Annotated in this window: 24 protein-coding genes; 7 read left to right on the plus strand and 17 right to left on the minus strand. The window is 61.6% G+C overall.

The genetic code is table 11. The annotated features are described in order from the left end of the window. Positions 1-3 precede the first annotated feature (3 nt). Complete coding sequence (uvrA, locus tag MRY75_RS20920) at positions 4-2,868, minus strand: excinuclease ABC subunit UvrA (protein WP_292309916.1); 2,865 nt, start codon at positions 2,866-2,868, stop codon at positions 4-6. A gap of 226 nt (positions 2,869-3,094) precedes the next feature. Here uvrA and MRY75_RS20925 point away from each other — a divergent pair, with 226 nt between their 5' ends. Both MRY75_RS20925 and MRY75_RS20930 read left to right on the plus strand, forming a co-directional pair. Further along, complete coding sequence (locus MRY75_RS20925; protein ID WP_292309917.1) at positions 3,095-3,292, plus strand: hypothetical protein; 198 nt, start codon at positions 3,095-3,097, stop codon at positions 3,290-3,292. 149 nt (positions 3,293-3,441) lie between these two features. Beyond that, positions 3,442-4,029 carry a helix-hairpin-helix domain-containing protein gene (locus MRY75_RS20930; RefSeq protein ID WP_292309942.1) on the plus strand — a complete coding sequence of 196 codons (588 nt, stop codon included), beginning with the start codon at positions 3,442-3,444 and terminating at the stop codon, positions 4,027-4,029. An 86-nt stretch (positions 4,030-4,115) separates the two neighbouring features. Here MRY75_RS20930 and ugpC (MRY75_RS20935) read toward each other — a convergent pair whose 3' ends face one another. From ugpC (MRY75_RS20935) to MRY75_RS20955, 5 genes are all read right to left on the minus strand, one after another. After that, positions 4,116-5,204 (minus strand): sn-glycerol-3-phosphate ABC transporter ATP-binding protein UgpC, encoded by a 1,089-nt coding sequence (gene ugpC, locus MRY75_RS20935; RefSeq protein WP_292309918.1) that lies wholly within the window; start codon positions 5,202-5,204, stop codon positions 4,116-4,118. Between the two features lie 26 nt (positions 5,205-5,230). Then, a complete protein-coding gene (locus MRY75_RS20940) occupies positions 5,231-6,883 on the minus strand; it encodes an alpha-amylase family glycosyl hydrolase (RefSeq protein ID WP_292309919.1) in 1,653 nt (550 codons plus the stop codon). Positions 6,884-6,961: 78 nt separating this feature from the next. Continuing rightward, complete coding sequence (locus MRY75_RS20945; protein WP_292309920.1) at positions 6,962-8,119, minus strand: carbohydrate ABC transporter permease; 1,158 nt, start codon at positions 8,117-8,119, stop codon at positions 6,962-6,964. A 12-nt stretch (positions 8,120-8,131) separates the two neighbouring features. After that, entirely contained in the window at positions 8,132-9,151 is a 1,020-nt protein-coding gene (locus MRY75_RS20950) for a carbohydrate ABC transporter permease (protein ID WP_292309921.1), read from the minus strand. A gap of 135 nt (positions 9,152-9,286) precedes the next feature. Continuing rightward, complete coding sequence (locus MRY75_RS20955) at positions 9,287-10,555, minus strand: ABC transporter substrate-binding protein (protein WP_292309922.1); 1,269 nt, start codon at positions 10,553-10,555, stop codon at positions 9,287-9,289. A gap of 238 nt (positions 10,556-10,793) precedes the next feature. Here MRY75_RS20955 and MRY75_RS20960 point away from each other — a divergent pair, with 238 nt between their 5' ends. Genes MRY75_RS20960 through MRY75_RS20970 form a run of 3 tightly spaced genes read left to right on the plus strand, consistent with a single transcriptional unit; the run spans position 10,794 to position 14,128 of the window. After that, complete coding sequence (locus tag MRY75_RS20960; RefSeq protein WP_292309923.1) at positions 10,794-11,819, plus strand: substrate-binding domain-containing protein; 1,026 nt, start codon at positions 10,794-10,796, stop codon at positions 11,817-11,819. Positions 11,820-11,829: 10 nt separating this feature from the next. Next, entirely contained in the window at positions 11,830-13,158 is a 1,329-nt protein-coding gene (locus MRY75_RS20965; RefSeq protein ID WP_292309924.1) for a GH1 family beta-glucosidase, read from the plus strand. 1 nt (position 13,159) lies between these two features. After that, positions 13,160-14,128 (plus strand): glucokinase, encoded by a 969-nt coding sequence (locus MRY75_RS20970; protein ID WP_292309925.1) that lies wholly within the window; start codon positions 13,160-13,162, stop codon positions 14,126-14,128. On the opposite strand, the gene MRY75_RS20975 is transcribed toward MRY75_RS20970, so the two are convergent. The 10 genes from MRY75_RS20975 to MRY75_RS21020 all read right to left on the minus strand — a co-directional run bounded on the left by MRY75_RS20975 (position 14,125) and on the right by MRY75_RS21020 (position 24,013). Then, complete coding sequence (locus MRY75_RS20975) at positions 14,125-16,047, minus strand: beta-galactosidase (protein ID WP_292309926.1); 1,923 nt, start codon at positions 16,045-16,047, stop codon at positions 14,125-14,127. The two genes, MRY75_RS20970 and MRY75_RS20975, sit on opposite strands and share 4 nt — an antisense overlap. Beyond that, positions 16,044-16,889: an SMP-30/gluconolactonase/LRE family protein gene (locus tag MRY75_RS20980; protein ID WP_292309927.1), complete on the minus strand. Its 846-nt coding sequence runs from the start codon at positions 16,887-16,889 to the stop codon at positions 16,044-16,046. Before MRY75_RS20980 ends, MRY75_RS20975 begins: the two co-directional genes overlap by 4 nt. After that, positions 16,889-17,494, minus strand: coding sequence for a 2-dehydro-3-deoxy-6-phosphogalactonate aldolase (locus MRY75_RS20985; protein WP_292309928.1), 606 nt, complete (start codon positions 17,492-17,494; stop codon positions 16,889-16,891). Before MRY75_RS20985 ends, MRY75_RS20980 begins: the two co-directional genes overlap by 1 nt. Then, positions 17,491-18,393, minus strand: coding sequence for a 2-dehydro-3-deoxygalactonokinase (locus MRY75_RS20990; protein WP_292309929.1), 903 nt, complete (start codon positions 18,391-18,393; stop codon positions 17,491-17,493). Before MRY75_RS20990 ends, MRY75_RS20985 begins: the two co-directional genes overlap by 4 nt. Next, the gene (locus MRY75_RS20995; RefSeq protein ID WP_292309930.1) at positions 18,390-19,163 is read right to left on the minus strand and encodes an SDR family oxidoreductase; all 774 of its coding nucleotides are present in this window, start codon (positions 19,161-19,163) and stop codon (positions 18,390-18,392) included. Before MRY75_RS20995 ends, MRY75_RS20990 begins: the two co-directional genes overlap by 4 nt. After that, a complete protein-coding gene (locus MRY75_RS21000) occupies positions 19,164-20,504 on the minus strand; it encodes an alpha-glucosidase/alpha-galactosidase (protein WP_292309931.1) in 1,341 nt (446 codons plus the stop codon). Between the two features lie 12 nt (positions 20,505-20,516). After that, the gene (locus MRY75_RS21005; RefSeq protein WP_292309932.1) at positions 20,517-21,365 is read right to left on the minus strand and encodes a carbohydrate ABC transporter permease; all 849 of its coding nucleotides are present in this window, start codon (positions 21,363-21,365) and stop codon (positions 20,517-20,519) included. A gap of 1 nt (position 21,366) precedes the next feature. Continuing rightward, the gene (locus MRY75_RS21010) at positions 21,367-21,726 is read right to left on the minus strand and encodes an MmcQ/YjbR family DNA-binding protein (RefSeq protein WP_292309933.1); all 360 of its coding nucleotides are present in this window, start codon (positions 21,724-21,726) and stop codon (positions 21,367-21,369) included. 1 nt (position 21,727) lies between these two features. Beyond that, positions 21,728-22,654, minus strand: a complete 927-nt coding sequence (locus MRY75_RS21015; protein WP_292309934.1) for a carbohydrate ABC transporter permease — start codon at positions 22,652-22,654, stop codon at positions 21,728-21,730. Between the two features lie 96 nt (positions 22,655-22,750). Continuing rightward, positions 22,751-24,013: an ABC transporter substrate-binding protein gene (locus MRY75_RS21020; RefSeq protein ID WP_292309935.1), complete on the minus strand. Its 1,263-nt coding sequence runs from the start codon at positions 24,011-24,013 to the stop codon at positions 22,751-22,753. Between the two features lie 149 nt (positions 24,014-24,162). Between MRY75_RS21020 and MRY75_RS21025 the strand changes: the two genes are divergently transcribed. Both MRY75_RS21025 and ugpC (MRY75_RS21030) read left to right on the plus strand, forming a co-directional pair. Next, positions 24,163-25,002, plus strand: coding sequence for an IclR family transcriptional regulator (locus tag MRY75_RS21025; protein ID WP_292309936.1), 840 nt, complete (start codon positions 24,163-24,165; stop codon positions 25,000-25,002). Further along, positions 24,983-26,035 carry a sn-glycerol-3-phosphate ABC transporter ATP-binding protein UgpC gene (gene ugpC, locus MRY75_RS21030; RefSeq protein WP_292309937.1) on the plus strand — a complete coding sequence of 351 codons (1,053 nt, stop codon included), beginning with the start codon at positions 24,983-24,985 and terminating at the stop codon, positions 26,033-26,035. Before MRY75_RS21025 ends, ugpC (MRY75_RS21030) begins: the two co-directional genes overlap by 20 nt. Here ugpC (MRY75_RS21030) and MRY75_RS21035 read toward each other — a convergent pair. Further along, positions 26,032-26,553, minus strand: coding sequence for an acyloxyacyl hydrolase (locus tag MRY75_RS21035; protein WP_292309938.1), 522 nt, complete (start codon positions 26,551-26,553; stop codon positions 26,032-26,034). The two genes, ugpC (MRY75_RS21030) and MRY75_RS21035, sit on opposite strands and share 4 nt — an antisense overlap. Positions 26,554-26,864: the final 311 nt, after the last annotated feature.

Here is a 26,864-nt window from a genome sequence, read left to right on the forward strand (position 1 = left end):
CGGTCATTCGGCCGCCAGCGGTTTTTTCGGGCTCAGCATCGGCTTGAGATAGCGCCCGGTATGAGAGGCCACGACCTCGGACACCTGCTCCGGTGTTCCGGTTGCCACGATCTGCCCGCCGCCATCGCCGCCTTCGGGGCCGATGTCGATCAGCCAGTCGGCGGTCTTGATCACATCAAGATTGTGTTCGATCACGATCACCGAATTGCCTTGGTCGACAAGTTCATGCAGAACTTCAAGAAGCTTGCGTACATCCTCGAAATGTAATCCAGTTGTTGGCTCGTCTAGGATATACAGCGTGCGTCCGGTGGAGCGTTTGGCCAGCTCCTTCGACAGCTTCACGCGCTGCGCTTCGCCGCCCGAAAGCGTCGTCGCCTGTTGACCAACCTTGATGTAGCCAAGGCCCACGCGCACCAGCGCGTCCATCTTTTCGCGGATGCTTGGCACCGCCTTGAAGAACTCCTGTGCATCTTCGACGGTCATATCAAGAACGTCGGCTATGCTTTTGCCTTTGAACTTGATTTCCAATGTCTCGCGGTTGTAGCGCGCGCCCTTGCAGGTCTCGCAGGTTACGTAGACATCCGGCAGGAAGTGCATCTCGATCTTGATGACGCCGTCGCCCTGGCACGCCTCGCAGCGGCCCCCCTTGACGTTGAAGCTGAAGCGCCCCGGCTTGTAGCCGCGCGCCTTGGCTTCGGGCAGACCGGCGAACCAGTCGCGGATCGGGGTGAAGGCGCCGGTATAGGTCGCCGGGTTGGAGCGCGGCGTGCGGCCGATGGGCCGCTGGTCGATGTCGATCACCTTGTCCAGATGTTCCAGCCCCTTGATCGTCTCGCAGGGTGCAGGGGTCTGGCGCGCGCCGTTCAGGCGCATGGAGGCGGTCTTGAACAGGGTTTCGATCGTCAGGGTCGACTTCCCGCCGCCCGACACACCGGTCACGCAGACGAACTTGCCAAGAGGAAATTCCGCGGTGACGTTCTGCAGGTTGTTGCCCGTCGCCTTGACCACGGTGATCGACTTGCCCTTTTTCCCTTCGCGCCGTTCCGCCGGCACCGCGATCTCGCGCGCTCCGCTCAGGTATTGCCCGGTAAGCGAGGCCGGATCCTCGGCCACCGCTTTCGGCGTGCCATGCGACACGACCTGCCCGCCATGCACGCCGGCACCGGGGCCAATGTCGAAGACGTAATCCGCCTCACGGATCGCCTCTTCGTCATGTTCGACGACGATGACCGTATTGCCCTGATCCCGCAGCGATTTCAGCGTGCCCAGCAGCCTGTCATTGTCGCGCTGGTGCAGGCCGATGGAGGGTTCGTCCAGAACATAAAGAACCCCGGTCAGGCCCGATCCGATCTGGCTCGCGAGGCGAATACGCTGGCTTTCCCCACCCGACAGCGTGCCCGCGTTGCGTGACAAGGTCAGGTATTCAAGGCCCACATTGTTCAGGAAACCCAGACGTTCGCGAATTTCCTTGAGGATCGCCTTGGCAATTTCGTTCTTTTGGTTGGTCAGGTGGTCCGGAACGGTCTTGCACCATTCATAAGCCTCTTTGATCGACATCTCGACCACCTGCCCCACATGCAGGCCCGCGATCTTGACCGCCAGCGCCTCTTCCCGCAGGCGATAGCCGCCGCAGGTGCCGCAGGAGCGGTTGTTCTGGTAGCGTTCGAATTCCTCGCGGATCCAACTGCTGTCGGTCTCGCGGTAGCGGCGCTCCATGTTCGGGATCACCCCTTCGAAGGTGCGCGTGACCTGATAGACACGGCCGCCCTCATCGTAGCGGAACGGGATTTCCTCTTCGCCGGAACCGTAGAGGAACACCTGCTGCACATGCGGCGGAAGATCCTTCCAACGGGCGTTCTTGTTGAACTCGTAATGCTTGGCCAGCGCTTCGATGGTCTGGAGGAAATAAGGCGATTTCCCCTTGCGCCACGGTGCCAGCGCACCATCGGAGATTTTCAGCGTGGCATCCGGCACGACAAGCCGTTCGTCGAAGAACAACTCGACCCCGAGCCCGTCGCAATCCGGGCAGGCCCCGAAGGGCGCGTTGAAGGAAAAGAGGCGTGGTTCGATTTCCGGGATGGTGAAACCGCTGACCGGGCAGGCAAAGCGTTCGGAGAAGGTAACGCGCTCCGGCTCGCCTTCGCTGGGGGCGGTTTCAAGGATCGCAATCCCGTCCGCCAGATCCAGCGCGGTGCGGAAACTGTCGGCCAGCCGGGTTTCCAGCCCCTCTTTCACCACAAGCCGGTCCACCACCACGTCGATGTCATGGCGGAACTTCTTGTCGAGCGTGGGCGGTTCGTCCAACTCGTAGAAGGACCCATCCACCTTGACCCGCTGGAAGCCCTGCTTGCGCAGTTCCAGAAACTCCTTGCGGTACTCGCCCTTGCGGTCGCGCACGATGGGGGCCAGCAGATAGGCGCGCGTGCCCTCCTCCATCGCCATGACGCGGTCCACCATGTCCTGCACCTGCTGCGCCTCGATAGGCAGACCGGTGGCGGGGCTGTAGGGTGTGCCGACGCGCGCAAAGAGCAGACGCATGTAGTCGTAGATCTCGGTCACGGTGCCGACGGTCGACCGGGGGTTTTTCGACGTCGTCTTCTGTTCGATCGAGATCGCCGGGCTGAGGCCGGAGATGTGATCCACATCCGGCTTTTCCATCATGTCGAGGAACTGCCGCGCATAGGCCGACAGGGATTCCACGTATCGCCGCTGGCCTTCCGCATAGATCGTGTCGAAGGCGAGCGAGGACTTGCCCGACCCGGACAGGCCGGTGATCACCACAAGCTGATCGCGCGGAATGTCCACGTCGATGTTCTTGAGATTGTGCTCGCGTGCGCCACGCACTTCGATGTGCTTCAATTCGGCCATGTGGTCCCCCGATCCGGATGGTTAACACATAGTGGCTCGCCGCAAATTCTCCAATCGAAAAATGAGAACATATGAGGAACGTTCTTGATGTGCCTGAGGCCTGTGCGCTGCGTGTCTGCAATCGGCACAGGTTTCGGCCAGTGATGGAACCCACGCATCGATATATGTATATACATTGTTATTACTTTGTCGTAACATCCAACAGCTCTGACAGGAGACCGCCCAAGTGGGAAAATCCGACAAATCCAAGAAGCAGCGCAAGGACAGCCAGTTGATCATTCGCATCGCGAAAGATGACCGTGACGCCTTTGTCGACCTTTGCGATACGCTTGACACAAGCGCCGCGCGCGAAGTCCGACGCTTCATTCGCGGGTTCCTCAAGGAGCATGACACCGGCACATCCAAGACGGACAAAAAGGATTGAACCGATGGCAAAAGCTTCGAAAATCAAAGCTCTCAAGATCGAAGTGAAGCGCCGCAAGGCCAAGGTTGCGCGGCAGGAAAAGAAACTCAAGCAGGCCAAGAAGGCGCTCAGGAAAGCGGCCTGACCCATTACCGAGGGAATCCATGATCATGAACTCACTGACCGACATTCACGGCATTGGACCGGCGCTGGCAAAACGGCTCGAAGCGGCCGGTATCGTCGATTGCGCCGCCTTGCAAGCGGCGGACCCGGCCGTTTTGACATCCATTCCCGGCGTAACGGGAACACGCGTCGCCGCGTGGAAGCAAGCCATTGCCGAAATGGGTGCGACAGTCCCTGCAGACACCGCGCCTGAAGCGGACATCACGACAGATCCGGTCGAGGCCGAAGCCCCCGCCGATGTGGCGGATGTGGTTGTGGTGCTTCCGACAGCGGCGATGCCTACCGTGGAAGAGCCTGACACCACAGCCGAACACGCGCCAAAGGCGAAGAAGGGCAAGGCGAAGACGAAAGCCAATGACAAGCCCAAGGCGAAAAAGAAAAAGGACGCCAAGGAGTCCGACACGGCGGCATCGGACTCGAAAAAAGACGAAAAAAAGAAGAAGGCGAAAAAGACCAAAAAGAAAAAGAAGGCCGCTGTGGCTGACAAAGCCGCCAAGTCCAAGAAAAAGAAGGCGGCCAAGAAAAAGTCAGACGCAAAAGGCAAGGCCAAGAAAAAGAAGGCCAAGGCAGCCTGAGCCGTTTCCCCCATACCACTCCGGAACGATGAAACCGGGCCCGCATCTCACGGGCCCGGTTTTTGATGGTGACGGACAAGTCGGTGTCAGCGATAAAGCAGCGACACCCCGTTGTGGAACACATGCACCTTGTCCGGTGAGGCGCCCAAGCGAACGGATTTGCCACGCAGATCCGCATGAATACCGGGAAGTTTGCCGATCACCGGATCGGCGTCGCCCTGCTTGTCGAAATAGAGCAGCGTCACCTCGCCGAGCGCTTCGGTGATGTTCACCTTGCCTTCGAAGATGTAATCGCCATCGGTTTCAAGGAAATCCTCGGGCCGCACCCCGACATTGACCTTGAGGCCCATATCGGCATCGGTGGTTGGATAGTCCGAGACTGCGGTGCCACCGCCGGCCATCTTGATCGTGGTCTTTGCACCTGTGCCGACAATTTCGCCCGGAAGCAGGTTCATCGACGGTGAGCCGATGAACTGCGCCACGAATTCGCTGTTGGGTCGTTCATACAGCTCCAGCGGCGCCCCGACCTGCGCGATCCCCTTGTTGGCCAGAACGACAATGCGGGAGGCAAGTGTCATCGCTTCGACCTGATCGTGGGTCACATAGATCATCGTGCTTTCGGGCATCTGCTCCTTGAGTTGCGCAATTTCGATCCGGGTGGCGACGCGCAGCGCCGCATCGAGGTTCGAGAGCGGTTCATCGAACAGATAGACCTTGGGGTCGCGGACAATCGACCGGCCAATCGCGACCCGCTGGCGCTGACCACCGGACAGCGCCTTGGGCAGACGGTCGAGATAGGGATCAAGCTGCAGCATCTTGGCCGCGCGGTTCACCGCCGCGTCGATCTCGGATTGCGGTTTCTTGGCGATCTTGAGCGCGAAGCTCATGTTCTCGCGCACCGTCATGTGGGGATAGAGCGCGTAGGACTGGAACACCATGGCGATGCCGCGCATGGCGGGGGGCATGTCGTTGACTACCTGCCCGTCAATTTCCAGCGTGCCGCCGGTGATCTTTTCCAGCCCCGCGATCATCCGCAGAAGCGTGGACTTGCCACAGCCGGAAGGGCCGACAAAGACGATCAGCTCTCCCTGCTTGATGTCGAGGTTGATGTTGTTGAGCACGTTGACCGCGCCCGCATAGGTCTTTTCGACATCCGTCAGCTTCAAATTGGCCATGACTGTCCCTCCCTAACCCTGTCTTTTCAGGAATTCATTTTCAGCGCGAGGCACGGTTGCCACGGCCCAAGATGCAATTTGCCATCCGCCTGCGGTCCGGCGCTCCCCAGTTCCAGACCGATCTGCGCCCAGTTGCCCTGCGGCATGGCCATCGTGGCCGGCTGGTCGCTGAGGTTGAAGGCACAGAAGATCGTCGAGCCCTCGTGGCTGCGCGTGAAATGCACAATGGTGCCGGTGCTTTTCACGCCGTCATGGTCGCCCTTGGCGAGCGCGGGTTGCGCGTGACGGAAGGCGATGGCGCGGCGGTAGTGATGCAGGATCGCCGCCGGGTCGTCTTCCTGATGCGCCACGGTGCGGTTCAGGTGTTCGTGGCTGACCGGCAGCCAGGGCTGGCCCGATGTGAAGCCTCCGTTCTGGTTCGACGGCTCCCAGACCATCGGCGTGCGGCAGCCGTCGCGGCCCTTGTATTCCGGCCAGAACTGGATGCCGTACGGGTCCTGCAGATCCTCGAAGCCGACCTCGGCCTCCGGCAGGCCCAGCTCTTCGCCCTGATAGATGCAGACCGATCCGCGCAGGCACATCATCAGCGTCGCAAAGAGGCGCTGCGCTGCGGGCGACAGGTTCCAGCGCGAGGCATGGCGCGTGACGTCGTGGTTCGAAAACGCCCAGCAGGCCCAACCGTCCGAGGCGACGTCGTCCACCTGCCCCAGCACGTCGACAAAGCGGTCAGCGGTCGGTTCCACGCCAGACAGGAATTCGAACGCGTAGCACATGTGCACACGGTTCTCGCCCTTGGTGTATTCGCCCATGATCTCGAGCCCACGCTGCGCGTCGCCCACCTCGCCCACGGACGTGGTGCCGTTGTATTCATCCAGCAGCGCGCGGAACCGTTCGAGGAAGGCGAGGTTCTCGGGCTGGTTCTTGGAATAGAGGTGCTCCTGATGGTTATACGGGTTCACCGACGGCGCAATATTGGCGTTGCGCTTTTCCTTGGGCAGGCCCGGGTTGCTGCGCAATTCCTTGTCGTGGAAATAGAAGTTGATCGTATCGAGGCGGAAGCCATCGACACCGCGATCCAGCCAGAACCGCGTCACATCCAGGAGTGCCTGCTGCACATCCGGGTTGTGGAAGTTCAGGTCGGGCTGTGAGGTCAGGAAGTTGTGCAGATAATACTGCTCGCGTCGCGCATCCCATTGCCAGGCCGACCCGCCGAAGATCGACAGCCAGTTGTTGGGCGGCGTGCCATCGTCCTTTGGGTCGGACCAGACATACCAATCGGCTTTCTCATTGTCGCGGCTCGACCGGCTGAGCTGAAACCAAGGGTGCTGGTCCGAGGTGTGCGACAGCACGAGATCGATCATCACGCGGATGCCCAGGCGGTGCGCGGTCTGCACCAGCACGTCGAAATCGGCCAGGTTTCCGAACATCGGATCGACGTCGCAATAATCGCTGACATCGTAGCCGAAATCCTTCATCGGCGAGGTGAAGAACGGGCTGATCCAGATCGCGTCCACGCCCAATGAGGCCACATAGGGCAGCCGGTGCGCGATCCCCAGAAGATCGCCAATGCCATCGCCGTTGCTGTCCTGAAAGCTGCGCGGATAGATCTGGTAGATCACCGCACCGCGCCACCAGTCATTGTCCACGGCTGTGTTTTCAGCGGCCAGAGTGTTTGCCACGTTCATCGTCCTGTTTTCCTTGCATCCGCACCCGCAGATGCGCTGTGAGAGTTGGCCCCGCCACGTGGGCGGGACGCGTTATTTTACCGATCCGGCCAAGAGGCCGCGCACGAGGTATTTCTGCATCGCGAAGAACACCAGAAGCGGCACCGCGATGGATACGAAGGCGGCTGTGGCAAGGATTTCCCAATTGCCGCCGCGTGTGCCCAGAAGCTCCACGATCTGGTTGGTCATCACCGTCGTCTGGCCCGTCGCGTCGATGAGGAACACCTTGGCCACCAGCAGGTCGTTCCACGTCCAGAGGAACTGGAAGATCGCAAAGCTGGCGAGCGCCGGGAACGACAGCGGCAGGATGATCTTGACGAAGATCTGGAACTCGGTCGCCCCATCCACGCGGGCATTCTCGATGATGTCCCGTGGCAGACCGACCATGTAGTTGCGCAAGAGGTAGATCGCGAGGGGCAACCCGAACCCCGTATGGGCAAGCCACGTGCCGAGATAGCCTTTGCCGATGCCGATCCCCAGATGCAGCTTCAGAAGCGGGATCAGCGCCAATTGCAGCGGCACGACCAGCAGGCCGACCACGATGGCAATCAAGAGCGCCCGCCCCGCGAAATCCATCCACGCCAGCGCATAGGCGGCAAAGGCGGCCACCACGATGGGAATGATTGTGGCGGGGATCGTGACGGTCAGCGTATTGAAGAACGCCTTGGCCATGCTGTCTGTCGCGTTGCCGGACAGAAGCACCTGCTGGTAGTTCTCGAGCGTGAAATCCGGCGGCAGTTCGGCGGTCACGAAAATCCGCTGACCGCGCCCACCTTCCATTTCGACCGGGCTTTCCAGACGGTAGTCGCCATTCGCCTGGACGGTGATGCGCTCTCCGTCGCGTAGTTCTGCGGTGTCACCGGGCGTATAGGCGGCCACATCGCGCGAGGATGTCCCCCAGGCCGACATGTCGATTTCGGCAGGCAGGTCTTCGCCGGCAAAGAGATTGCCTTCGATGACGAAGACCGCGCCCTCCTGAACCTGCGCATCCGGCGCGGCGGTGCGCAGAACGAGGCTTTGTTCGGTGGGGAAGAGCGCGTTCCACCAGCCGGAGGTCGCGATCTGGTCGGCTGTCCGGAACGAGGACACGAACAGGCCCACCGTCGGGAAGAGCCACAGCGCCACGAGCGCCACGACCGAAATGTGAACCGCCCAGGTGAGCGAGGATTTGGTTCCTGCGATATTGTCCATGACCGTCCCTCCTCAGCGCATTTCGTTGCGCGCGTTGCGCACGTTCCAGATCAGGATCGGCGTCACCAGCAGCATGATCACGATGGCGCTGGCCGATCCCACGCCCCAGTCATTGGCGCGGAACAATTTGTCGAACATGTAATTGGCCAGAACCTGCGTCTCCCATTGGCCGTTGGTCATGGCAAAGACGATGTCGAAGACCTTGAGCACGACCAGCGTGATCGTCGTCCAGACCACCACGATGGTGCCCGCGATCTGGGGCATCTTGATCTTGAAGAAGATCTGGAACGGGTTGGCCCCATCCACGATGGCCGCCTCGATGGTTTCCTCGGGAATGCCGCGCAGAGCGGCAGAGAGGATCACCATGGCAAATCCGGTCTGAATCCAGATCAGCACGATCATCAGCAGGAAACTGTTCCAGAACGGGATGGTCAGCCATTGCTGCGGATCATTGCCGGTCATCCAGACATAGACCGCGTTCAGCACACCGATCTGTTCGGTGTCGGGTGGGCGCGCGTCGTAGACCAGCTTCCAGATCACCGCAGCGCCGACAAAGGAAATCGCCATCGGCATGAAGATCAGCGACTTGGCGATATTGCCCCAGGCGATCCGGTCGGTGAGCTGCGCGGCCAGCAGGCCGAAGGCGGTCGACAGTGCCGGAACCACGATGAGCCAGAGCATGTTGTTGCGCATCGCTTCCCAGAATTTCGGCTCGGACGCCATCTGGCTGTAATTGGCAAGGCCCACGAAATTGTAGATCGTGGTGCCGTCCGGCAGCGTCTCGCGTTCGGTCAGGGACAGGCGGATGGTCTCGAACACCGGGTAGGCCAGGTAAAGACCCAGCGCGAGGATCGCCGGAAGAAGGAACAGCCACGGCCGGATCAGATTGGCACGGTTGATGTTGCGGCCTGCGTTCGGCCCCTTGGCAGGAAACAGAACCTTGTCGAGAAACTGGTTCGAAAAGTAGAAGTAGCTCAGGCAACCGCCGACGCCGATGGCGATGGTCAACAGACCTTGAAATGCGGGATTCATCTGTCCCTCCCAAACATGAGTGATGATCCAGTGTGTGCCACTGGCGGTCCCTTGAACGGGTCTTGTTGGCTTTGCAGCTTTGTCGGTATGGACTGCGCGATCCCCCGCGCAGTCCTGCATTCTTGCAAGATGCGCTTACTTCAGCGCGTCCCAGCTCGACTGGATCTCGCTGGCCACGGTGGCCGCGTCCTTGCCGCCGGAGTAGTCCACCATACCGGTCCAGAAGGTGCCCGCACCCACGCCGCCCGGCATCAGGTCCGACGCGTCAAAGCGGAAGGTGGTCGCGTCCAGAAGGATCTGGTTCATGTTGGCCGCGGCCTCGGTCGAGAATTTCGACAGGTCCACGCCCTTGTGCGGTGTCAGGAAGCCACCATTCGCCATCCAGATCTCGTGCGCCTCGGGCGTCTGGAGATAGGCGATCAGGTCATGTGCGGCTTCGTTCTCGTTGGTGATGGCCCAAAGCGTGCCAGCCCCCAGAACCGGGGCGCCCAGATCCTTGCCTTCATAGGCCGGGAAGTAGAAGAAATCGGCATCGAGCCCCACTTCGGTGCCTTCCGGGAAGAAGGCCGGAATAAAGGACGCCTGACGGTGCATGTAGCACTGCGGCGGCGCATCGAAGAGACCCTTCGGGCTGTCGCGGAAATCGGTCGAGGCCACGGCCCCGGCACCACCTGCGACATAGTCATCGTTGCGCGCAAAGGCGCCGAATTCCTCGATCGCGGCCACAACGCGCGGATCGTCGAACGGGATCTCGTTGGACACCCACTGGTCATAGACTTCGGGCGGCTGCGTGCGCAGCATCATGTCCTCGACCCAGTCGGTTGCCGGCCAGCCGGTTGCACCACCGGACCCCAGACCGATGCACCAGGGGGTTTCGCCATCGGCGACGATCTGATCGGTCAGCGCCTTGAGCTCTTCCATCGTCGTGGGGATCTCGTAGCCCGCATCCTCGAAGTTCTCGGGCGAGTACCAGACCAGCGACTTCACATCGACCTTGTAGAAGAAGCCATAGAGGTCTTCGCTGCCATCGGGACCAGAATAGGTGCCCAGATCGACCCAGGACTGACCGGCGGCATAGTTTTCACGAACCCAGTCGGCGGTGCCGTCACGCAGCGGTGTCAGGAACCCGCGCGCGGCCATGTCGGACGCCAGACCCGGCTGTGGAAACACGGCGACGTTCGGAGCGGAGCCTGCCTCGGCATCGACGACGATCTGCTGCTCGAAGCTGTCGGAGCCAACGTAGCTGACATTGTGACCGGACTTTTCCGCAAAATCGGACAGAACCGCTTCGACCAGTTCCTGGTCCGGGCCAAGCCACGGGCCGAACACGGTGACATCTTCGGCGAACGCGGCACTGGAGCACAGCGCGGCAACGGCCACACTCGATGTGAGTGTCTTTTTCATGAAGTACCTCCCAAGTTGCGCCATGGCGCTTAACTCATCCCCCGCCCCGGAATCACTCCAAAGCGCTTTGGATGGTCAAAACTCCCCGATTTGTTAGCGTGTGTCAATCCGCAGTTCCGTGCGAATTATTGTTGTTTTATGCTGCTTTGCAGAAATTTTGCGCGCGTAAAGGGGCTTTCCTCGCCTTGGGTTTTGTGTCTAATTTGACGGTGAAACTCAAAGCGCTTTGGTAAAATCGGTGAATCTCAAGCAACTTTCGGAACACCTCAATCTGTCTCAGACCACTGTGAGTCGCGCGCTGAACGGCTACCCCGAAGTCAGCGAAAGCACGCGCAGCCGTGTTCTGAAGGCCGCGCAGGATTTGAACTACCGTCCCAATCTGCGCGCAAAAGGACTGGCGACAGGTCGTGCCTTGGCCATCGGGCATGTCATTCCCGTCTCCAACCAGCACGAGATGGTGAACCCCGTCTTCGGTGACTTCATCGCCGGAGCCGGCGAAAGCTATGCGCGGGCCGGGTATGACATGATGCTCAAGCTGGTGCCGGACCGCGACGAGGCCCGCGCCTACGAGGACATCCGCGCCCGTGGCACGGTTGACGGGATCATCGTTCATGGCCCGGTGATCAATGACGAACGCATCGCACTTCTGTCCCGGATCGGTCTGCCCTTCGTGGTGCATGGGCGATCGACGGATGTGAACCTGCCCTACTCGTGGATCGACGTGAACAATCGCGGCGCGTTCGAGCGTGGCACGCAATTCCTGATCGAACTGGGTCACCGCCGCATCGCGCTGCTGAACGGTCTTGAACATATGGACTTCGCCTTCCGCAGACGCAAAGGCTATGAAAGCGCGCTGCAGAAACACGGGATCACCATCGACGCAAGCCTGATGCGCAGCGAGGAAATGACCGAGGTTTATGGCTACCGCGCCGCCCGGGAAATGCTGGCGCGGTCGGTCAAACCGACCGCCTTTGTCTGCTCCTCGATCATCACCGCCATCGGCGTGCGCCGCGCCGTTCAGGACGCGGGACTGGTGCTGGCCCGCGATGTGTCGATCATCACCCATGACGACGCGCTCAGCTATCTCGAGAACGGGGATGACGTGCCGATCTTCACTGCCCTGCGGTCGTCGGTGCGCTATGCCGGGGCCGAGGCGGCGGACATGTTGCTCTCGCTCATCGCCCTGCCCAAGAACGCGCCCAAGACCCGCCTGCTCGAGGCGGACCTGATCATCGGCCGGTCCACCGGACCCGCCGCAACCTGAAGGACACCCCATGCTGAACTTCACGCGGCAGGATTTTCCTGACGATTTCCTTTTTGGCACCGCCACCTCCAGCTACCAGATCGAAGGCCATGCCTTTGGCGGCGCGGGCAAAACCCATTGGGACACCTTCGCAGCCACCCCCGGCAACGTGGTGCGCGCCGAAAACGGCGACCGGGCCTGCGATCACTACCACCGGTACGAAGCGGATCTCGATCTGGTCAAAGCGGCGGACCTCGATGCCTACCGCTTTTCCACAAGCTGGGCGCGGGTCATGCCCGAGGGGCGCGGTGCGCCCAATCCCGAAGGTCTGGATTTCTACGACCGGCTGACGGACGCGATGCTCGAACGCGGCCTGAAACCCTGCGCCACGCTCTATCACTGGGAACTGCCCGTGGCGCTGGCCGATCTGGGCGGCTGGCGCAATCCGGACCTGCCCAAGTGGTTCGGCGATTTCGCCGAGGTCATCATGGGCCGGATCGGCGACCGCATGTTCTCGGTCGCGCCGATCAACGAACCGTGGTGCGTCGGCTGGCTGTCGCATTTCCTGGGCCATCATGCCCCCGGTCTGCGCGACATCCGCGCGACGGCCCATGCGATGCACCATGTTCTCAAGGCGCATGGCACCGCCATTCAGGTGATGCGCGGGCTGGGCTTGGGCAATCTGGGCGGTGTCTTCAACATGGAATGGGCAACACCTGTCGACGACAGCGACGCCGCGCAAACGGCGGCGGCGCTGTATGACGGCTATTACAACCATTTCTTCATGTCGGGCGTGTTCAAAGGCCAGTACCCCGCGAACGTCATGGAGCGGTTGGAGCCGCATATGCCCACGGGCTGGCAGGATGATTTCGACATCATCCAGGCCCCGCTCGACTGGTGCGGGATCAATTACTACACCCGCAAGATCATCGCGCCAAATGACGGTGCGTGGCCCAGCCATCACGAGGTCGAAGGCCCCCTGCCCAAGACCTTCATGGAGTGGGAGATTTATCCCGAGGGCCTCTACAAGTTCCTGACCCGCACCGCGCAGCAATACACCGGCGATCTGCCGCTCTACGTGACTGAAAACGGGATGGCAGCACCCGACGTGATCGAAGACGGCATGGTCGATGACCCGCACCGCATCGACTATCTCAACCAGCACATCGCCGCCGTGCGGCGCGCGATGGCGGATGGCGCGCCGGTGAAGGGCTATTTCATCTGGTCGCTGATGGACAATTACGAATGGTCGCTGGGATACGAGAAACGCTTTGGGCTGGTGCATGTGGATTTCGACACACTGGACCGCACGCCCAAATCCTCCTATCACGCGCTCAAATCCGCGTTGACCGGGACCTGACATGACCAAGACCACGACCCTGACCGCATTGGTCGCCGATCTGGGCGGCACCAACACCCGTGTTGCCCTGACCGATGGCGGCACGGTGCGGACCGAAACCATCAAGCGCTTCCGGAATGCCGAACATCCCGACCTCCTGTCGGTGCTGCGGGCCTATATGGCGGATCAGACGGTGGTGCCGGATGCCGCCTGCGTGGCGATGGCCGGTCCGGTGCGCGATGGTGTGGGCGAGTTGACGAACCTGAGCTGGACCGTTGACCGCGCATCGGTGGCCGAGGCGACGGGGGCGAAAACCGTCGCGGTCCTGAACGACTTGCAGGCGCAGGGGCATGCGCTCGATCACCTGACGCCGGATGTCTTGCAGACCATTCTGCCGGGTCACAAGGCGGGCGATCACGCCGCGCGGCTGGTGATCGGCGTCGGCACGGGCATGAACGCCGCGGCGGTGTATCGTCTGGACGAACGCACTCTGGTTCCTCCGTCCGAGGCCGGTCACGTGTCCCTGCCCGCGCAGAACAGCGATGAGCTGCGGCTGCTCGACTGGATCGCGAAGAAGCATGGGACACCAGGATTTGAGGATGTGCTTTCGGGGCGCGGGTTCGAACGAGTCTACGAATGGCTCTGTGACGAGGCGGGCGTGGATGCGCCGCTCGACGCGGGTGGGATCATGCAGGCGGTCAATGATGGGTCGAACAAGATCGCGGAAGAGGCCGCGCGCATGTTCATCCGGATGATGGGACGTGCTGCGGGCAATCTGGCGCTGGTGCACCTGCCCTTTGGCGGCATCTACCTGATCGGCGGCGTGGCCCGCCATTTCGCGCCGCACCTGGAACGGTTGGGCTTCCGCGAGGCGTTCTACGACAAGGGCCGGTTTTCAGAGTTCATGGAACAGTTCCCGGTGCATCTGGTCGATGACGATTACGCCGCCCTGACCGGATCGGCAGCGCATCTGATGGAGCTGATGGGTTAAGCCTTCAGCTCGCGGATCACACCGGCTGGACGAAGGATTTTCCCCGCGATTTCAACGTCGTGCGGGTTGTGATTGAACCAGAACTGCTCGGCCCCGGTGTCGCGCAGGCGCACGCCCATCGGCAGGGCGATGGTGTCCACCTCGGCCCGGCCGCAGAGATCTTTTACCAAACGGTCAAAAAACGCGTCATCCCCCCAGCCACCGCAATAGGTGGTCGTGCCAGAACGCATGGTGACCGGTATGCCGCTGTCGGTCGCGAAGACGGTTTCCGCCCCACCTTCGAGATGCTCGAACCAATTCTTTACCGCCCCGCCCTCGGCCACAGGGATCGGCATGTCGGGGCGCAGGGTTTCCAGTCGTGTCACGGTCACGTCCAGCCCCGGCCATGCGGGCGGCAGCGGTACGGGGATGGTAAAGTCGCCATCCCGTGCGGCGGAACGCGGGCCGATCAGAACCTCGGCCTCACTGTCTGAAAGCGCCGTCTTCAGGTCATCCGGCATGGTCATCATTCCGGGCGCGGCCACCACACGATACCCGGTGAAGTCACGCTTGGTCGGCGGCAGGATGTCGACGGTCACACCCGCGCGCCGGAACGCGCGGTAGAGGTCGAAGACCAGACCGAAATAGTCCATGCCCTGCCCCTGCGGCTGCACCTCCCACGCCCAAGCAGCGTCGTAGTCGAAGATCAGCGCGACGGGGGCCTGGGTGATCGACACATCCGGCGCGTCGGCCAGTTCCTGAGCCACCTGCTCCGCCTCGACATAGCCGGGCGCGATCACGCTGTCGGGGCGCAAGAGGCCCGCGTGCAACTGCTCCTGCGCAAAAGGCGCCTGACGCCAACGGAAGTAACACACCGCTTCGGCCCCGTGGGCAAACGCCTCCCACGTCCAGAGGCGGACCATGCCGGGCAATGGCGCCGGGTTGTAGGGTGCCCAGTTCACCGGGCCGGGTTGTTGTTCCATGACCCACCATCGGCCTTTGCCGACGGCGCGATAGAGGTCGTGGTGGAAGGCCTGAAAGTCGGGATCACCTTGGCGCGCGTAATGGCGCTGGTTTTCAAGCGATGCGCCGACGCGGTCTTCGAGGAAGCCCAGCGGGTAGCTGTCCCAGGTCGCGATTTCGAGGTCTTCGCCCACTGCGAAATGGTCGAAATCGGTGATCCGCCCCATGTAATTGTGCGAAATCGGCGCGTCGGAGTATTTGCGGATGATGTCCACTTGCACGCGATTGAAGCGCACCACCTGATCGGACGAGAACCGCCGGAACGCCTGCACATGGGCGGGGTTGGGTTCTGTCACGGTCAGGTTCGGCAGGTCGATCTGGTCGAAATCGTCATACTCCATCGACCAGAACACATTGCCCCACGCAGCATTGAGCGCGTCAATGTCGCCATCATTGCCCTGCCCCGGGTAGCGTGCGCGCAGCCAGCCCGGGAACGCCTGACGGGCGGCGTTGGAGTAGGAGAGGATCGTGTCGTGACAGCCGTATTCGTTGTCGGTCTGCCACGCGGCGACATGCGGGTTGCGGCCATAGCGCCTGGCCACTTCGGTGACCATGCGGCGACATTCGTCAAGATAGCCCTCATGGCTGAAGCAGTAGTGGCGGCGCGAGCCAAACCCGCGCGGACGACCCTGCGCATCGACGGCGAACATATCGGGATGTTTGTCACAGACCCAGCGCGGCGGTGTAGCCGTTGGCGTGCCCAGCACGATCTTGAGGCCCGCCGCGCCCAGAACTTCGATGGCCTGATCCAGCCAGTCCCATCGGAAATCCCCCTGTGCGGGTTCGATCCGGGACCAAGCGAATTCGCCGATGCGGACCCAGGTGAGGCCAAGGGCTGCCATGCGGGCGGCGTCTTCCTCCCAGATCGCGCACGGCCAGTGTTCGGGGTAATAGCAGGTGCCAAGCGTGCGTTTCATAGGATGACTTGGTGTTCTTTCTGGCCTCTGGTGCCTGATGGGATGGCGAAGGTCTTGCCATCACTTTCGCCCGCAGGATCAAGACCTTCTGCGGCGGTCGTGACGTAGAGCGTGCTCAGATCCGGACCGCCAAAGGCCGGGCAACTGGCCTGCACACCGGGCACGGCAATGGCACGGATCAACGCGCCATCTGGACCGTAGCAGGCCACACGCGACGCACCCCATTGCGCGACCCAGAGGTTGCCCTCGGCATCGACAACCGCGCCATCGGGGTTCAGCTCGGCCGCGGTCAGATCGGTGAACAGCGTCGGTTTGCCGTCCGGGTAGCCGTCGTCGTCCAGCGCCACCTTCAGGATCTTGCGCTTGCGCGTGTCGGTGTAGAACGCGTGGCTGCGATCCGGCGCAAAGCATATGGCGTTGGAGATGGTGATCCTGTCGAACAGCTTGGTCAGCGTGCCATCATAGTAGCGGTAGATCGCCCCCGCCCCCGGTTCGGCGTTCTTGCCCATCGTCCCGATCCAGAACCCGCCCCATGGGTCGGCGCGGCCATCGTTGGACCGGGTGATCGGGTTGTCGGATTCGAGGGGGTGGATGAAGGTGCTTTCGCCGGTCTCGGTCTCGAAGACCGACAGCGACGTTTCGCTGGCAATGAGCAGAACGCCGGTGGCCACCCAACCGGCGGCAGAGACATGTTCGTCGAAGTCCCAGGTTTGTTCATCGGTGCCGTCGCTGCGGTAGAGCCGTTTGCCGATGATGTCGAACCAGTAGAGGACCTGCTCCTGCGGGTGCCAGAGCGGGCCTTCACCAAGGGCGCAGACCGTATTGCTGAATATCGAGGCCATCAGGACATCACCGCGTCATAAGCCGCGACAATCTCTGCCGCGCGGATTTTAATCTCGGCAACAGATGCGCCGGGTTTGTAGAGCGCGGAGCCGATGCCGAACCCGTCCACACCCGCCGCACGCCAGTCGGCGAAGTTCGACGGGCCAGCACCGCCCACGGCGTAGGTTTCAGTGCCGGGCGGCAGAACCGCCTTGATCGCCTTCAACCCCTCCGGCCCGATCAGAGAGCCGGGAAAAAGCTTCAACCCATCCGCCCCGTTGCGCAGCGCGGAGAAGCATTCGGTGGGCGTCATCACGCCGGGATAGCTTTTCATGCCCGCCTGTTTCGTCGCGAAGATGACGCGCGGGTTGCAGTCGGGTGAGACAACCATGCCCGCGCCAATCTGGTGCAGGCGCTGCACGTCGTCCGGGTTCAGCACCGTGCCTGCGCCAATCAGGGCGGTTTCGCCGAACGCGTCGACCATTTGCTTGATCGACGTGAACGGGTCGGGTGAATTGAGTGGTACTTCGATGGAAGTAATCCCCGCCTCGACCAGCGCTTCAGTGATCGGCACGGCCTCATCCGGAGTAATTCCGCGCAGAATGGCGATGATCTTGCGGTTCATTGCGTGGTCTCCCGAAGCGCCGCATAGGCCGCTTTCAACCCTTCCAAGGTCATGCGTTCGGCGTCAGTGCGTTCAACCAGCAGCCCCTGAGCGCCCAGAGCATCGGCATAGGCCTTGCAGAGTTTGTCATCGCCAATAAGCGCCACATGCTGGCCCAGCCAATAGGGTCTGGCGGCGGCAAGTTCGGCACCTATCAGCAGACCGGACAGGCGCGCGCGGGCCTGATCAGCATGAAGATCGTTCAGCAAACCTTCGGCACGGATGGAAAAAAGTCGCGCAGCAAGGTCGGATGTGTTGGACATGGCGGTGGAGACCGCATCGGCAAAGGTGGTGGCGTCCCAGCCTTCGCCGGACGCCGTGTGGCGCAGGACGGACTGCTGTGACAGGAGCGCGAACATCTCGCCGGTCATGAAGGTGCGGAAGCTGACAATCTCGCCCGCGCTGATATGCACCCATTTGGTGTGGGTGCCCGGTAGACAGATCACGCCATCGAATTTCGGGTTGAGCGCAAGAAACCCTGCGATCTGCGTTTCCTCGCCACGCATCACGTCGGCCGGGCTGGTCTGCTTGACGCCGGGCAGGATGTGGACCGAGAGGCACGGATCGCTGGTCGGCACATGGGTCGCCCGGTCGATCCCGGGCGGGCTGCAGGGGGTGGCCACGTATTTCGCCTCGGCCCAGCCCTGACGCGATCCGGCCATGCCGCAGACGATCACACGCGTTTTGCCGGCACCGAGCAGGTCTCCGGCCAGATCGAGCAGCGCAGGCTCGAACCCGTCGCGCGAGAGCGTCCCCATCCCGGCGTCATTGCTTCGCCGGGTCTGCACCGTGCCGCCCTGCGTCATCGCCCAGACACGCAGTTGGGAGGTGCCCCAGTCGACGGCCAGCCAATCCGTCATGCTGCCACCGTAACCACGCCGCCATCCACGGCCAGCGTCTGGCCGGTCATCATGCGGCTGGTCTTTGACGCCAGGAACAGCGTTGCATCGACCACGTCCTGTTCGACCAAGTGTTCCTTGAGGCACTGCCTGTCGAGATGGGCCGCGAGCGACGCCGGATCTGCCCAGAGTTCTTTCTGCTTTTCGGTCAGCACCCATCCGGGCGCAAGCGCATTGGCGCGGATGTTATCCGGCCCAAATTCCCGCGCGAGGCTGCGCGTCATGCCGGTTATCCCTGCGTTCGATGTGGTGTAGGCCACGTACCCAGCGTTCCCCATCATGTAGCTGATGGAGCTGAAATTGACGATCGCGCCACCTCCGGCTTTTTGCATGCCGGGGATCACAGCCTGACAGGCGAAGAAATAGGCGTCGAGATTGATGGCGGTGGACCAGTCCCAGAACGGCTGATCTATGTCGAGCGCAGCATGCCGTTTATCATTGGCGGCGTTGTTCACCAGTACGGTGATCGGGCCATGCGCCTCGGCCGCCTGCGAGATGGCGGCCTGCAAGGCGGCGGTGTCGGTGATGTCACACGGGATGAAGAGCGGTGCTGTGCCATGCTTGGCCGTCATCTCGGCCACGAAACCGGACGCGTCTGAACGCCCGACAAAGGCCACCTTGGCCCCCTGCCCCAGAAACCCGTCTGTCAGCGCCGCCCCGATGCCGGAGCCGCCGCCGGTGATGAAGACCGAAGCGTTCTTGAGGTCGTGGAATGTCGCGTAAGAGGTCATTCAAGCGGCTTTCTTCAGTCGTGCGAATTCGGGAAGCATGTCGCCATGCGCCGCCAAGAGATCGGTCACAAGGCTGCGGATCTGGCGCAGATCCAGTTCGGCGGCGGTGTGCGGATCCATCATGGCGGCGTGGTAGACATGTTCGATGTCTTCGTCCACCAGCGCGCGGACCACAAGTTCCTGCACGTTGATCTGCGTGCGCATCAGCGCCACAAGCTGCGGCGGGATATCATCGACCACCGAAGGCTGGATGCCATTGGCGTCGACCATGCAGGGCACCTCGACCGCCGCGCCCATGGGCAGTTGCGGTGCCTGACCCCGGTTCGGCAGGTTGCCGTAGATCGTGTAAGGCTTGTTGGTGACCATCGCGTTCATGATTTCAGCCGCGAATTCGTGGCTCTTTTCGAAGTCGATCTGATCCGTCGTGCGGTAGGCTCTCGCCTGATCGGCCCAGTCGGCCATCTGTTCAACACAGCGCTTGGGATACTCGTCAAGCGGCACGCTGAAGGCGTCGATCAGATCCTCGCGGCCTGACTTGATGAACCACGGCACGTATTCGGCCAAGTGTTCAGAGCTTTCGGTGCAGAAATAGCCGAGATGGTCCATCACCTCGTAGCGCACCTTGTTGGCGCAGCGCGGCATCAGCAGCGGCGGTTTGGGCAGGCGGACCGCGCGATAGCCGTCGCGGAGTGCCGGATAGAGCGATTTGCCCTTGTGCGTCAGGTCCAGAAAGAACGCCACATGGTTCACGCCCGCCACACGGTAGCGGATCTCGTCCTTCGGCAAGTCGAGATCATGCGCCAGTTCCTCGACCGTGTTCTGCACGGAATGGCACAACCCGACCTGCTTCACTTGCGGATAGCGTTCGGCAATCGCCCAGGTGTTGATCGCCATCGGGTTGACATATTGCAGCAGGGTCGCGTTCGGGCACAGCTCTGCCATATCCGCCGCCACGCGCCAGAGATGCGGCACGGTGCGCAACCCGCGCATGATGCCACCGACACCCAAAGTATCACCGATGGTCTGGCGCAGCCCGTACTGTTTGGGGATGTCGAAGTCGATCACGGTCGATGGCTCATAGCCGCCGATCTGGAAGGCGGTCACGACGAAATCCGCCCCGGCCAATGCACGGCGCTGGTCCGTCGTGGTCTCGACCTGCGCGGACCGCCCCGAAGCCGTGATCAGCTTGCGCGCCACCAGCGCGGATTCCTCCAAACGTTGCTCATTGATGTCCATCAGCGCGAAGGTGGCCCCTTCCAGCGCCGGGAAGTGGAGAACGTCGCCCACGATGTTCTTCATGAAGATCGTCGAGCCTGCGCCGATAAAGGCGATGCGTGTCATGGTCCTTGGTCCTTATTTCACCGCGCCCAATGTCAGGCCCGCGATAAAGTGTTTCTGCATGAGGAAGAACATCAGCACCGGCGGCAAGGCCGCGACGATGCTGCCCGCGCTCATCAGGTGATAGGCGGCGCGGTATTGTGCGTTAAAGCTGGTGATCCCAGCGGTGACGGGCTGTGCGTCGGGCCCCTGAGTCAAAACGATGGCCCAGAAATAATCGTTCCAGATGAAGGTGAAGATCAGCACCGCCAGCGCCGCCAACGCGGGCTTCATCAGGGGCAAGACCACGTACCAGAAGATCCGCCACTCGGCCACGCCTTCCACCCGCGCCGCTTCGATCAGCGGAAATGGCAGCGCGCGGATGAAGTTGCGCATGAAGAGCGTGCAGAACCCGGTCTGGAACGCGATGTGGAAGAGCACGAGGCCCGTCTTGGTGTTGTAGAGGCCAAGGTCCAGCGTCAGGTCGCGCACCGGCACCATGAGGATCTGGAACGGCACGAAATTGCCCGCGACGAACATGAAGAAGACCCAGATGTTCGACCGGAACTTGTAGACCCCCAGCGCAAACCCCGCCATCGCCGACAAGGCCACCGCGCCAATGACCGTCGGGATGGTGATCAACACCGAGTTCAGCATGTAGCGCGGCATGTCGGAGTTGAAGAAGACCTGCCCGTAGTTGTTGAAGAGCTCGAACGACCCGGGCATCCCCCAGTAATTGCCCTGGGTGAAATCGGATGCAGGCTTGATCGAAAACACCGCCACCGCGATCAGCGGCAGAAGCCACAGGATGAGCGCGATGGGCAGCATCGTCTTGTAGGCGGTCTGCGCGGGCGCGCTGGCCTGTTGGATCGGACGCGGGAACATCTCAGCGGACCTCTCTTGGCGGAAGGGCGTCGCGGACGGCTTTCTTCAGACTCTTGCGCACCAGATCGTAGAACACACCAAGACGGTGGGTCGCCTCGTCCAAATCGGTTGCGTCAAACTGCAGACGTACCCAGCTTGCGTGGAAATAGGGAGCCTTCACCGCGCTTGTTGTGTCGATCAGCAGGGCCGCCGTGTCTATGCTGTCGGTCTTGACCGAGATGCCGTTCATCTCGCCATCGCCGCCGAAGCAGGCGAACATCTTGCCGCCAACCTTCCAACTGACCAACTCGGGCGGATGGGCCAGCGTTGCACCGGGAAACGTGCTGCAGAGCGCGTCGATCTGATCACGGGTGACAGGCATCTTACCGGCCCCCCTGCTCTTCGCGGTACATCGACCAGAGGAAATAGGCGATGAAGACCAGCATGATGAGGAACAGCACCACGGCGATGGCTGCGCCATAGCCCATGCGGAAGCCGTATTCCGACAGCGCCTTTTCGAACATGTAGAAGGACAGCACACGGGTCTGGCCGAACGGGCCGCCATTGGTCATGATCGAGATGAGGTCAAAGGACCGCAAAGCGCCGATGATCGTCACGACGAAGGCGATAAAGGTGGCGGGCTTCAGCTGCGGGATGATCACGTACCAAAGCATCTTCCAGCCCTTGGCCCCATCCAGACGAGCCGCCTCGACCTGTTCAGGGTCTACCGCGTTGAGGCCGGTGAGGTAGAGGATCATGCAATAGGCCGTCTGTGGCCAGAGGCCCGCGAGGATGATGCCGTAGGTCGCCCAGGTCGGATCGCCCAGCACGTTCACCGGTCCAAGGCCGACCAGCGCCAGCATGTTCGACAACAGCCCTTCATTCGGCAGATAGAACCACGCGAAGACAAGACCGACAACGACCTGGCTGAGGACAAAGGGAAAGAAAAACAGAGACTTGTAGATACGGATGCCGGTGACCGTCTGGTTCAGGAACAGCGCGATGAAAAGGCCCGCCGGGATCGCCAGCAGATACATGACCAGCCATTTGACGTTGTTCCAGAGCGACACCTCGAAGGCACGGTCGTTCATCAACTCCTGATAGTTGGCGAGGCCGATATATTCTGCCTGCCCCAGCCCGTCCCAGTCATAGAGCGAGATCGAAAAGCTCTGAAAGATCGGGATGATGACATAGACCGCGAAGAACAGGATGGCGGGCGCAAGGAAGAGCCACGGCGTGACCGCGATCTCGTTGCGCTTGTACCAGCCGCGTTTCGGCGGGTCCGTGTCCGGCAGGGTTGCGATGGTCATGGTCGGGTCTCCTCCACACGGGCCATGCGGAAGCCGGGGCGCGGCTTGCGGATGGGCCGTGACGGGCCGGGAATTCCCGGCCCCCACGCGATTGGTTTACTTGTAGACGCGCTGGCGCACCTGCTCGAGGCGGGCCAGAATGTCGTCAAGGTTGTCCGGGAAAACCATGAATTCCTGGAAGCCCTGCATCGCTTCGGCTGCCATCTCGGCCGGGAAGTCGCGGTCAAAGAACTGCGCCACGCCGCCCGGGCTGTTCGAGGACAGCATCGCAAAGCCCTGCTCGAGGAACTTGTCGTCGTCGATCGATGCGGATGCGTTCACCGGAAGCTGGCCAAGGTTCTGACCGTTGTTGATGACGGTCTGTTCCTCTGCCGACACCACGAAGCGCAGGAATTCCCGTGCGGCTTCCTTGTTGTTGGCATTGGCCGGGATGTGGAACGTGTCGGTCGGCGCGTCTTCGGCCATGGCCACACCTTCGGTGATCGCCGGGAACTGGTAGAAGTCGATCTGATCGTCGGTCAGACCTGCTTCGCGCAGCGGCGCCACCGCGAAGTTGCCCATGAGGTAGGCGGCGGCATCCCCGTTGACCATGAAGGGCAGCGCTTCCTGCCAGGAGTAGTTCTGGTGGTTGTCGACGTAAGCCCCCATGTCGATCAGCTCGCGCCAGTTGGCGAAGGTCTGACGCACGCGGTCGTCGGTCCACGCCACTTCGCCAGCGGCCATTTCCATATGGAAATCATAGCCATGCGTGCGCAAGTTCAGGTAATCGAACCAGCCGCCAGCGGTCCAGAGGAACTTGGTGCCGATGGTGTAGCACTTCACACCATTGTCGAGCAGCGTCTGGCAGTTGGATTTCATCTCGTCGAAATTTGTGGGTTCGCTCAGACCAAACTGATCATAAAGGTCTTTGCGGTAGTAGATGCCCCACTGGTAGTAGGTATAGGGCACGCCCCACTGCTTGCCGTCGATGGTCATCGCGCCTTTGGTGGACGCGAGGTTTTCGGCAATCGCGGGTTCCGCCCAGAGGTCGGAGACATCCTCGAAAAGACCGGCTTCAACATAGGGGCGCATGCGGTTGGCCGCGTACCATGTCGCCACGTCCGGTGCGTCTGCGGTCAGGAAGTTGCGGATCTGGGTCTTGTACGCCTCGCGGTCGATCACCGTGGTTTCGATGTTGAGTCCCGGATGCTGTTCCTGGAAACGCGCAATCATCGCTTCCATCGTCGCGCGCGGTGCCGGGTTCGATGTGTCGAGGAAAATCTTCAGATCGCCGCTCAGAGAATGGCTTCCTGCAAATGCCGTTGAGGCTGCAAGTGCAGCCGTCAGCGCCAGTGCCGACGCTTTCAATGTGGAACGCATGGTGTCCTCCCTTATGCTCCCAATTCTGGTGCAAGATTGGTTTCATTATTTGAAACCTTGTTTTGCATATTGAAATCATAACAGCGACTCGCCTATGCTTGTCAACAGCCGTCAGGGCGCGACCTGCGGTGAAGGGAGGATCTCGCGACATGGCATCGGCCGAACGCAATGACGGCACCGTGGGCAAAGCCCTATCCGTGCTGGACCAGATCGCGTCTTTTGGACGCCCGGTTCGCTTTGGCGAATTGCTGACCGAGTCCGACATGCCGAAGGCGACGCTTTACCGGTTTGTGCAGACCCTCACCAACCAGGGCATGCTGCAATACGATCCCGACCGTCAGACCTATGCGCCGGGCTTGCGGCTTGTGCGGCTGGCCCATGCGGCCTGGGCGCAATCCTCGCTGGCCCCGGTCGCGCGCGCCCATATCGACGCGCTCAGCGCCGAGACCGGAGAGACCATTCACCTCGCGCAGCTGGATCATGCGCAGGTGCTTTATGTCGACAAACGCAACGCGCGCGATCCGGTCGAGATGTTCAGCCAGGCGGGCAAGGTCGGTCCCGCCTATTGCACCGGTGTCGGCAAGGCCATGCTGGCCTTCCTGCCAGAGCCGGAATTGCAGATCGCCCTCGCCCAGCAAAGCTGGCACCAGTTCACATCGGCAACCCATGGATCGCCCGCAAGCCTGCAGGCCGAACTGGCCGAGATCCGCGCTGAAGGCCTGAGTTTCGACCGCGAGGAACACGAGATCGGAATCGTCTGCATTGCCGTGCCGATCCTCAATTCCCAGTCCCGCCCGCTTGGGGCCCTGTCCGTGACCGGAACCACCCGGCGCACCGATCTCGACACCCTGCGCGGGCTTGGCCCCCGGTTGAAACAGGCTGCCGCAGCGATTGCCCGCGACGCGGAAAGCTGGCTCTTCCCACGGTCTGCGCCGCAGCCCACACCTCACAAGAACGGAGAGATGTCCCATGTCCGGAGTGACGCTTGACTCTGTCATCAAACGCTATGGCAACACGCAGGTCATCCACGGGATCGATCTGACCGTTGACGATGGCGAATTCTGCGTCTTCGTCGGGCCATCCGGCTGTGGCAAGTCCACGCTTCTGCGGATGGTCGCCGGGCTTGAGGAAACCACCGAAGGCACGATCCGCATCGGATCGCGCGATGTGACGCGGCTCGATCCCTCGGATCGGGGTGTGTCGATGGTGTTTCAAACCTACGCGCTTTATCCGCACATGACGGTCGAGGAAAACATGGGGTTCGGCCTCAAGATGACGGGCCACCCCGCCTCCGAGATCAAGACCAAGGTGGCCGAGGCAAGCCGCATCCTCAAGCTGGACGACTACCTCAAGCGCAAACCCAAGGCCCTGTCCGGCGGCCAGCGCCAGCGCGTCGCCATCGGCCGCGCCATCGTGCGCGGGCCGGAAGTGTTCCTCTTCGACGAACCGCTGTCGAACCTCGACGCGGAACTACGGGTCGAAATGCGGGTCGAGATCGCCCGTCTGCACAAGGAAATCGGGGCTACGATGATCTACGTGACCCATGATCAGGTCGAGGCGATGACGCTCGCCGACAAGATCGTCGTGCTGCGCGCCGGTCGCATTGAACAGGTGGGCGCCCCGATGGACCTTTACCGAGATCCCGACAACCGGTTCGTCGCCGGGTTCATCGGATCTCCATCCATGAATTTCATTCGCGGCACGGTGAAAGGCGGTGACGTCGTGTCAAACGGCCTGGCCCAGTCGGTGCCCAAGACCGGGTCCGCACAGGACGGGCAAGAGGTGCTGATCGGTCTGCGCCCCGAGCACCTGTCGCTCCGGCCGGGATCAAGCCACCGGGTCGACCTGACGGAGAGCCTCGGCGGCGTGTCCTATGTCCACCTGATCGGGCCGGATGGCGGCAAGATCATCGTCGAGGAACGCGGCGATCACCGGTCTTCGGTGGGGGATCAGGTCGATCTCGTAGTCGATCCGGATCACATGTACCTGTTCGATGCCTCGTCGGATATGCGGCTGCGCTAGTTGAGCGGCACGGACAGCCTGATCTGAACCGTCTCAACGCCTGGATTTTCATCGTAAATCCCAGCGTTTGAGCGGTGATCGTAGCTCAGCGCCCATCGCCATCCGCGCGCGGTTTCATAGCCCAACTCAAGGCCCGAGCGGAACGCAACGGTGCCGCCAAGATCAAAGCCGCCATTGTCGAAATAGAGGCCCGGCATCGCGTGCAATTCGGCATAGGCCCCTGTTTGACCGAAAGGGATCGTATAGGTCGCGCCAAACCCCACCCAGGCTTCGCCTTTTTCGCCCACTGACAGACCTGCCGCGGTGCCGAACGGGCCGCGTTTCTGTCCCAGATCATAGCGCAGATACACCTCCGGCGCGGCATCCGCCCTGCGTTCGAGCACCTGACCTCCGGAAATCGCAAAACGGGGAGTCGTCTGACTGGACCCGAGGCAGCCATCCACCGTCCCGCAATGGTTCATGCTCATGTCGGTCATACCGAGTATGAACAGCAACGCTGCGAATGTGCCGTCTGCCATGGGGGAATTCCTCTGAACCGCTGCCCGTCAATCATCCCACGGATGGGCCAATTTGCGCCGATTGTCCAGCCATGCGCCAACGGACGCGGCAGCATCGGCGGGATACAACCACTCGGAGAGAGCAGCAGGCCACGCCTTGAATTGGTCGAGGAGTTCGATGGGGGTATTGCCGGCGTCACCGACATGCATCGTCTTAGAGAGATACGTTTATCTATTTTCCCTTGAGCTTACTAGGTTTGGCGGTGACCTACTCTCCCACGTCTTGAGACGCAGTACCATTGGCGCGGTGGCACTTAACGGCCGGGTTCGGA

Source organism: Marivita sp. (assembly GCF_022763305.1).
Classification (GTDB): domain Bacteria; phylum Pseudomonadota; class Alphaproteobacteria; order Rhodobacterales; family Rhodobacteraceae; genus Marivita.

Bases quoted from the DNA above. Each gene is read 5' to 3' on its own strand.
- MRY75_RS20995 (WP_292309930.1), bottom strand. From the start codon at position 19,163: ATGACCTCTTACGCGACATTCCACGACCTCAAGAACGCTTCGGTCTTC.
- MRY75_RS20985 (WP_292309928.1), bottom strand. From the start codon at position 17,494: ATGAACCGCAAGATCATCGCCATTCTGCGCGGAATTACTCCGGATGAG.
- MRY75_RS20955 (WP_292309922.1), bottom strand. From the start codon at position 10,555: ATGAAAAAGACACTCACATCGAGTGTGGCCGTTGCCGCGCTGTGCTCC.
- MRY75_RS21010 (WP_292309933.1), bottom strand. From the start codon at position 21,726: ATGCCTGTCACCCGTGATCAGATCGACGCGCTCTGCAGCACGTTTCCC.
- ugpC (WP_292309937.1), top strand. From the start codon at position 24,983: ATGTCCGGAGTGACGCTTGACTCTGTCATCAAACGCTATGGCAACACG.
- ugpC (WP_292309918.1), bottom strand. From the start codon at position 5,204: ATGGCCAATTTGAAGCTGACGGATGTCGAAAAGACCTATGCGGGCGCG.
- MRY75_RS21020 (WP_292309935.1), bottom strand. From the start codon at position 24,013: ATGCGTTCCACATTGAAAGCGTCGGCACTGGCGCTGACGGCTGCACTT.
- MRY75_RS21000 (WP_292309931.1), bottom strand. From the start codon at position 20,504: ATGACACGCATCGCCTTTATCGGCGCAGGCTCGACGATCTTCATGAAG.
- MRY75_RS20980 (WP_292309927.1), bottom strand. From the start codon at position 16,889: ATGGCCTCGATATTCAGCAATACGGTCTGCGCCCTTGGTGAAGGCCCG.
- uvrA (WP_292309916.1), bottom strand. From the start codon at position 2,868: ATGGCCGAATTGAAGCACATCGAAGTGCGTGGCGCACGCGAGCACAAT.
- MRY75_RS20930 (WP_292309942.1), top strand. From the start codon at position 3,442: ATGAACTCACTGACCGACATTCACGGCATTGGACCGGCGCTGGCAAAA.
- MRY75_RS20950 (WP_292309921.1), bottom strand. From the start codon at position 9,151: ATGAATCCCGCATTTCAAGGTCTGTTGACCATCGCCATCGGCGTCGGC.
- MRY75_RS20990 (WP_292309929.1), bottom strand. From the start codon at position 18,393: ATGACGGATTGGCTGGCCGTCGACTGGGGCACCTCCCAACTGCGTGTC.
- MRY75_RS21025 (WP_292309936.1), top strand. From the start codon at position 24,163: ATGGCATCGGCCGAACGCAATGACGGCACCGTGGGCAAAGCCCTATCC.
- MRY75_RS20945 (WP_292309920.1), bottom strand. From the start codon at position 8,119: ATGGACAATATCGCAGGAACCAAATCCTCGCTCACCTGGGCGGTTCAC.
- MRY75_RS20965 (WP_292309924.1), top strand. From the start codon at position 11,830: ATGCTGAACTTCACGCGGCAGGATTTTCCTGACGATTTCCTTTTTGGC.
- MRY75_RS21015 (WP_292309934.1), bottom strand. From the start codon at position 22,654: ATGACCATCGCAACCCTGCCGGACACGGACCCGCCGAAACGCGGCTGG.
- MRY75_RS20975 (WP_292309926.1), bottom strand. From the start codon at position 16,047: ATGAAACGCACGCTTGGCACCTGCTATTACCCCGAACACTGGCCGTGC.
- MRY75_RS21005 (WP_292309932.1), bottom strand. From the start codon at position 21,365: ATGTTCCCGCGTCCGATCCAACAGGCCAGCGCGCCCGCGCAGACCGCC.
- MRY75_RS20970 (WP_292309925.1), top strand. From the start codon at position 13,160: ATGACCAAGACCACGACCCTGACCGCATTGGTCGCCGATCTGGGCGGC.
- MRY75_RS21035 (WP_292309938.1), bottom strand. From the start codon at position 26,553: ATGGCAGACGGCACATTCGCAGCGTTGCTGTTCATACTCGGTATGACC.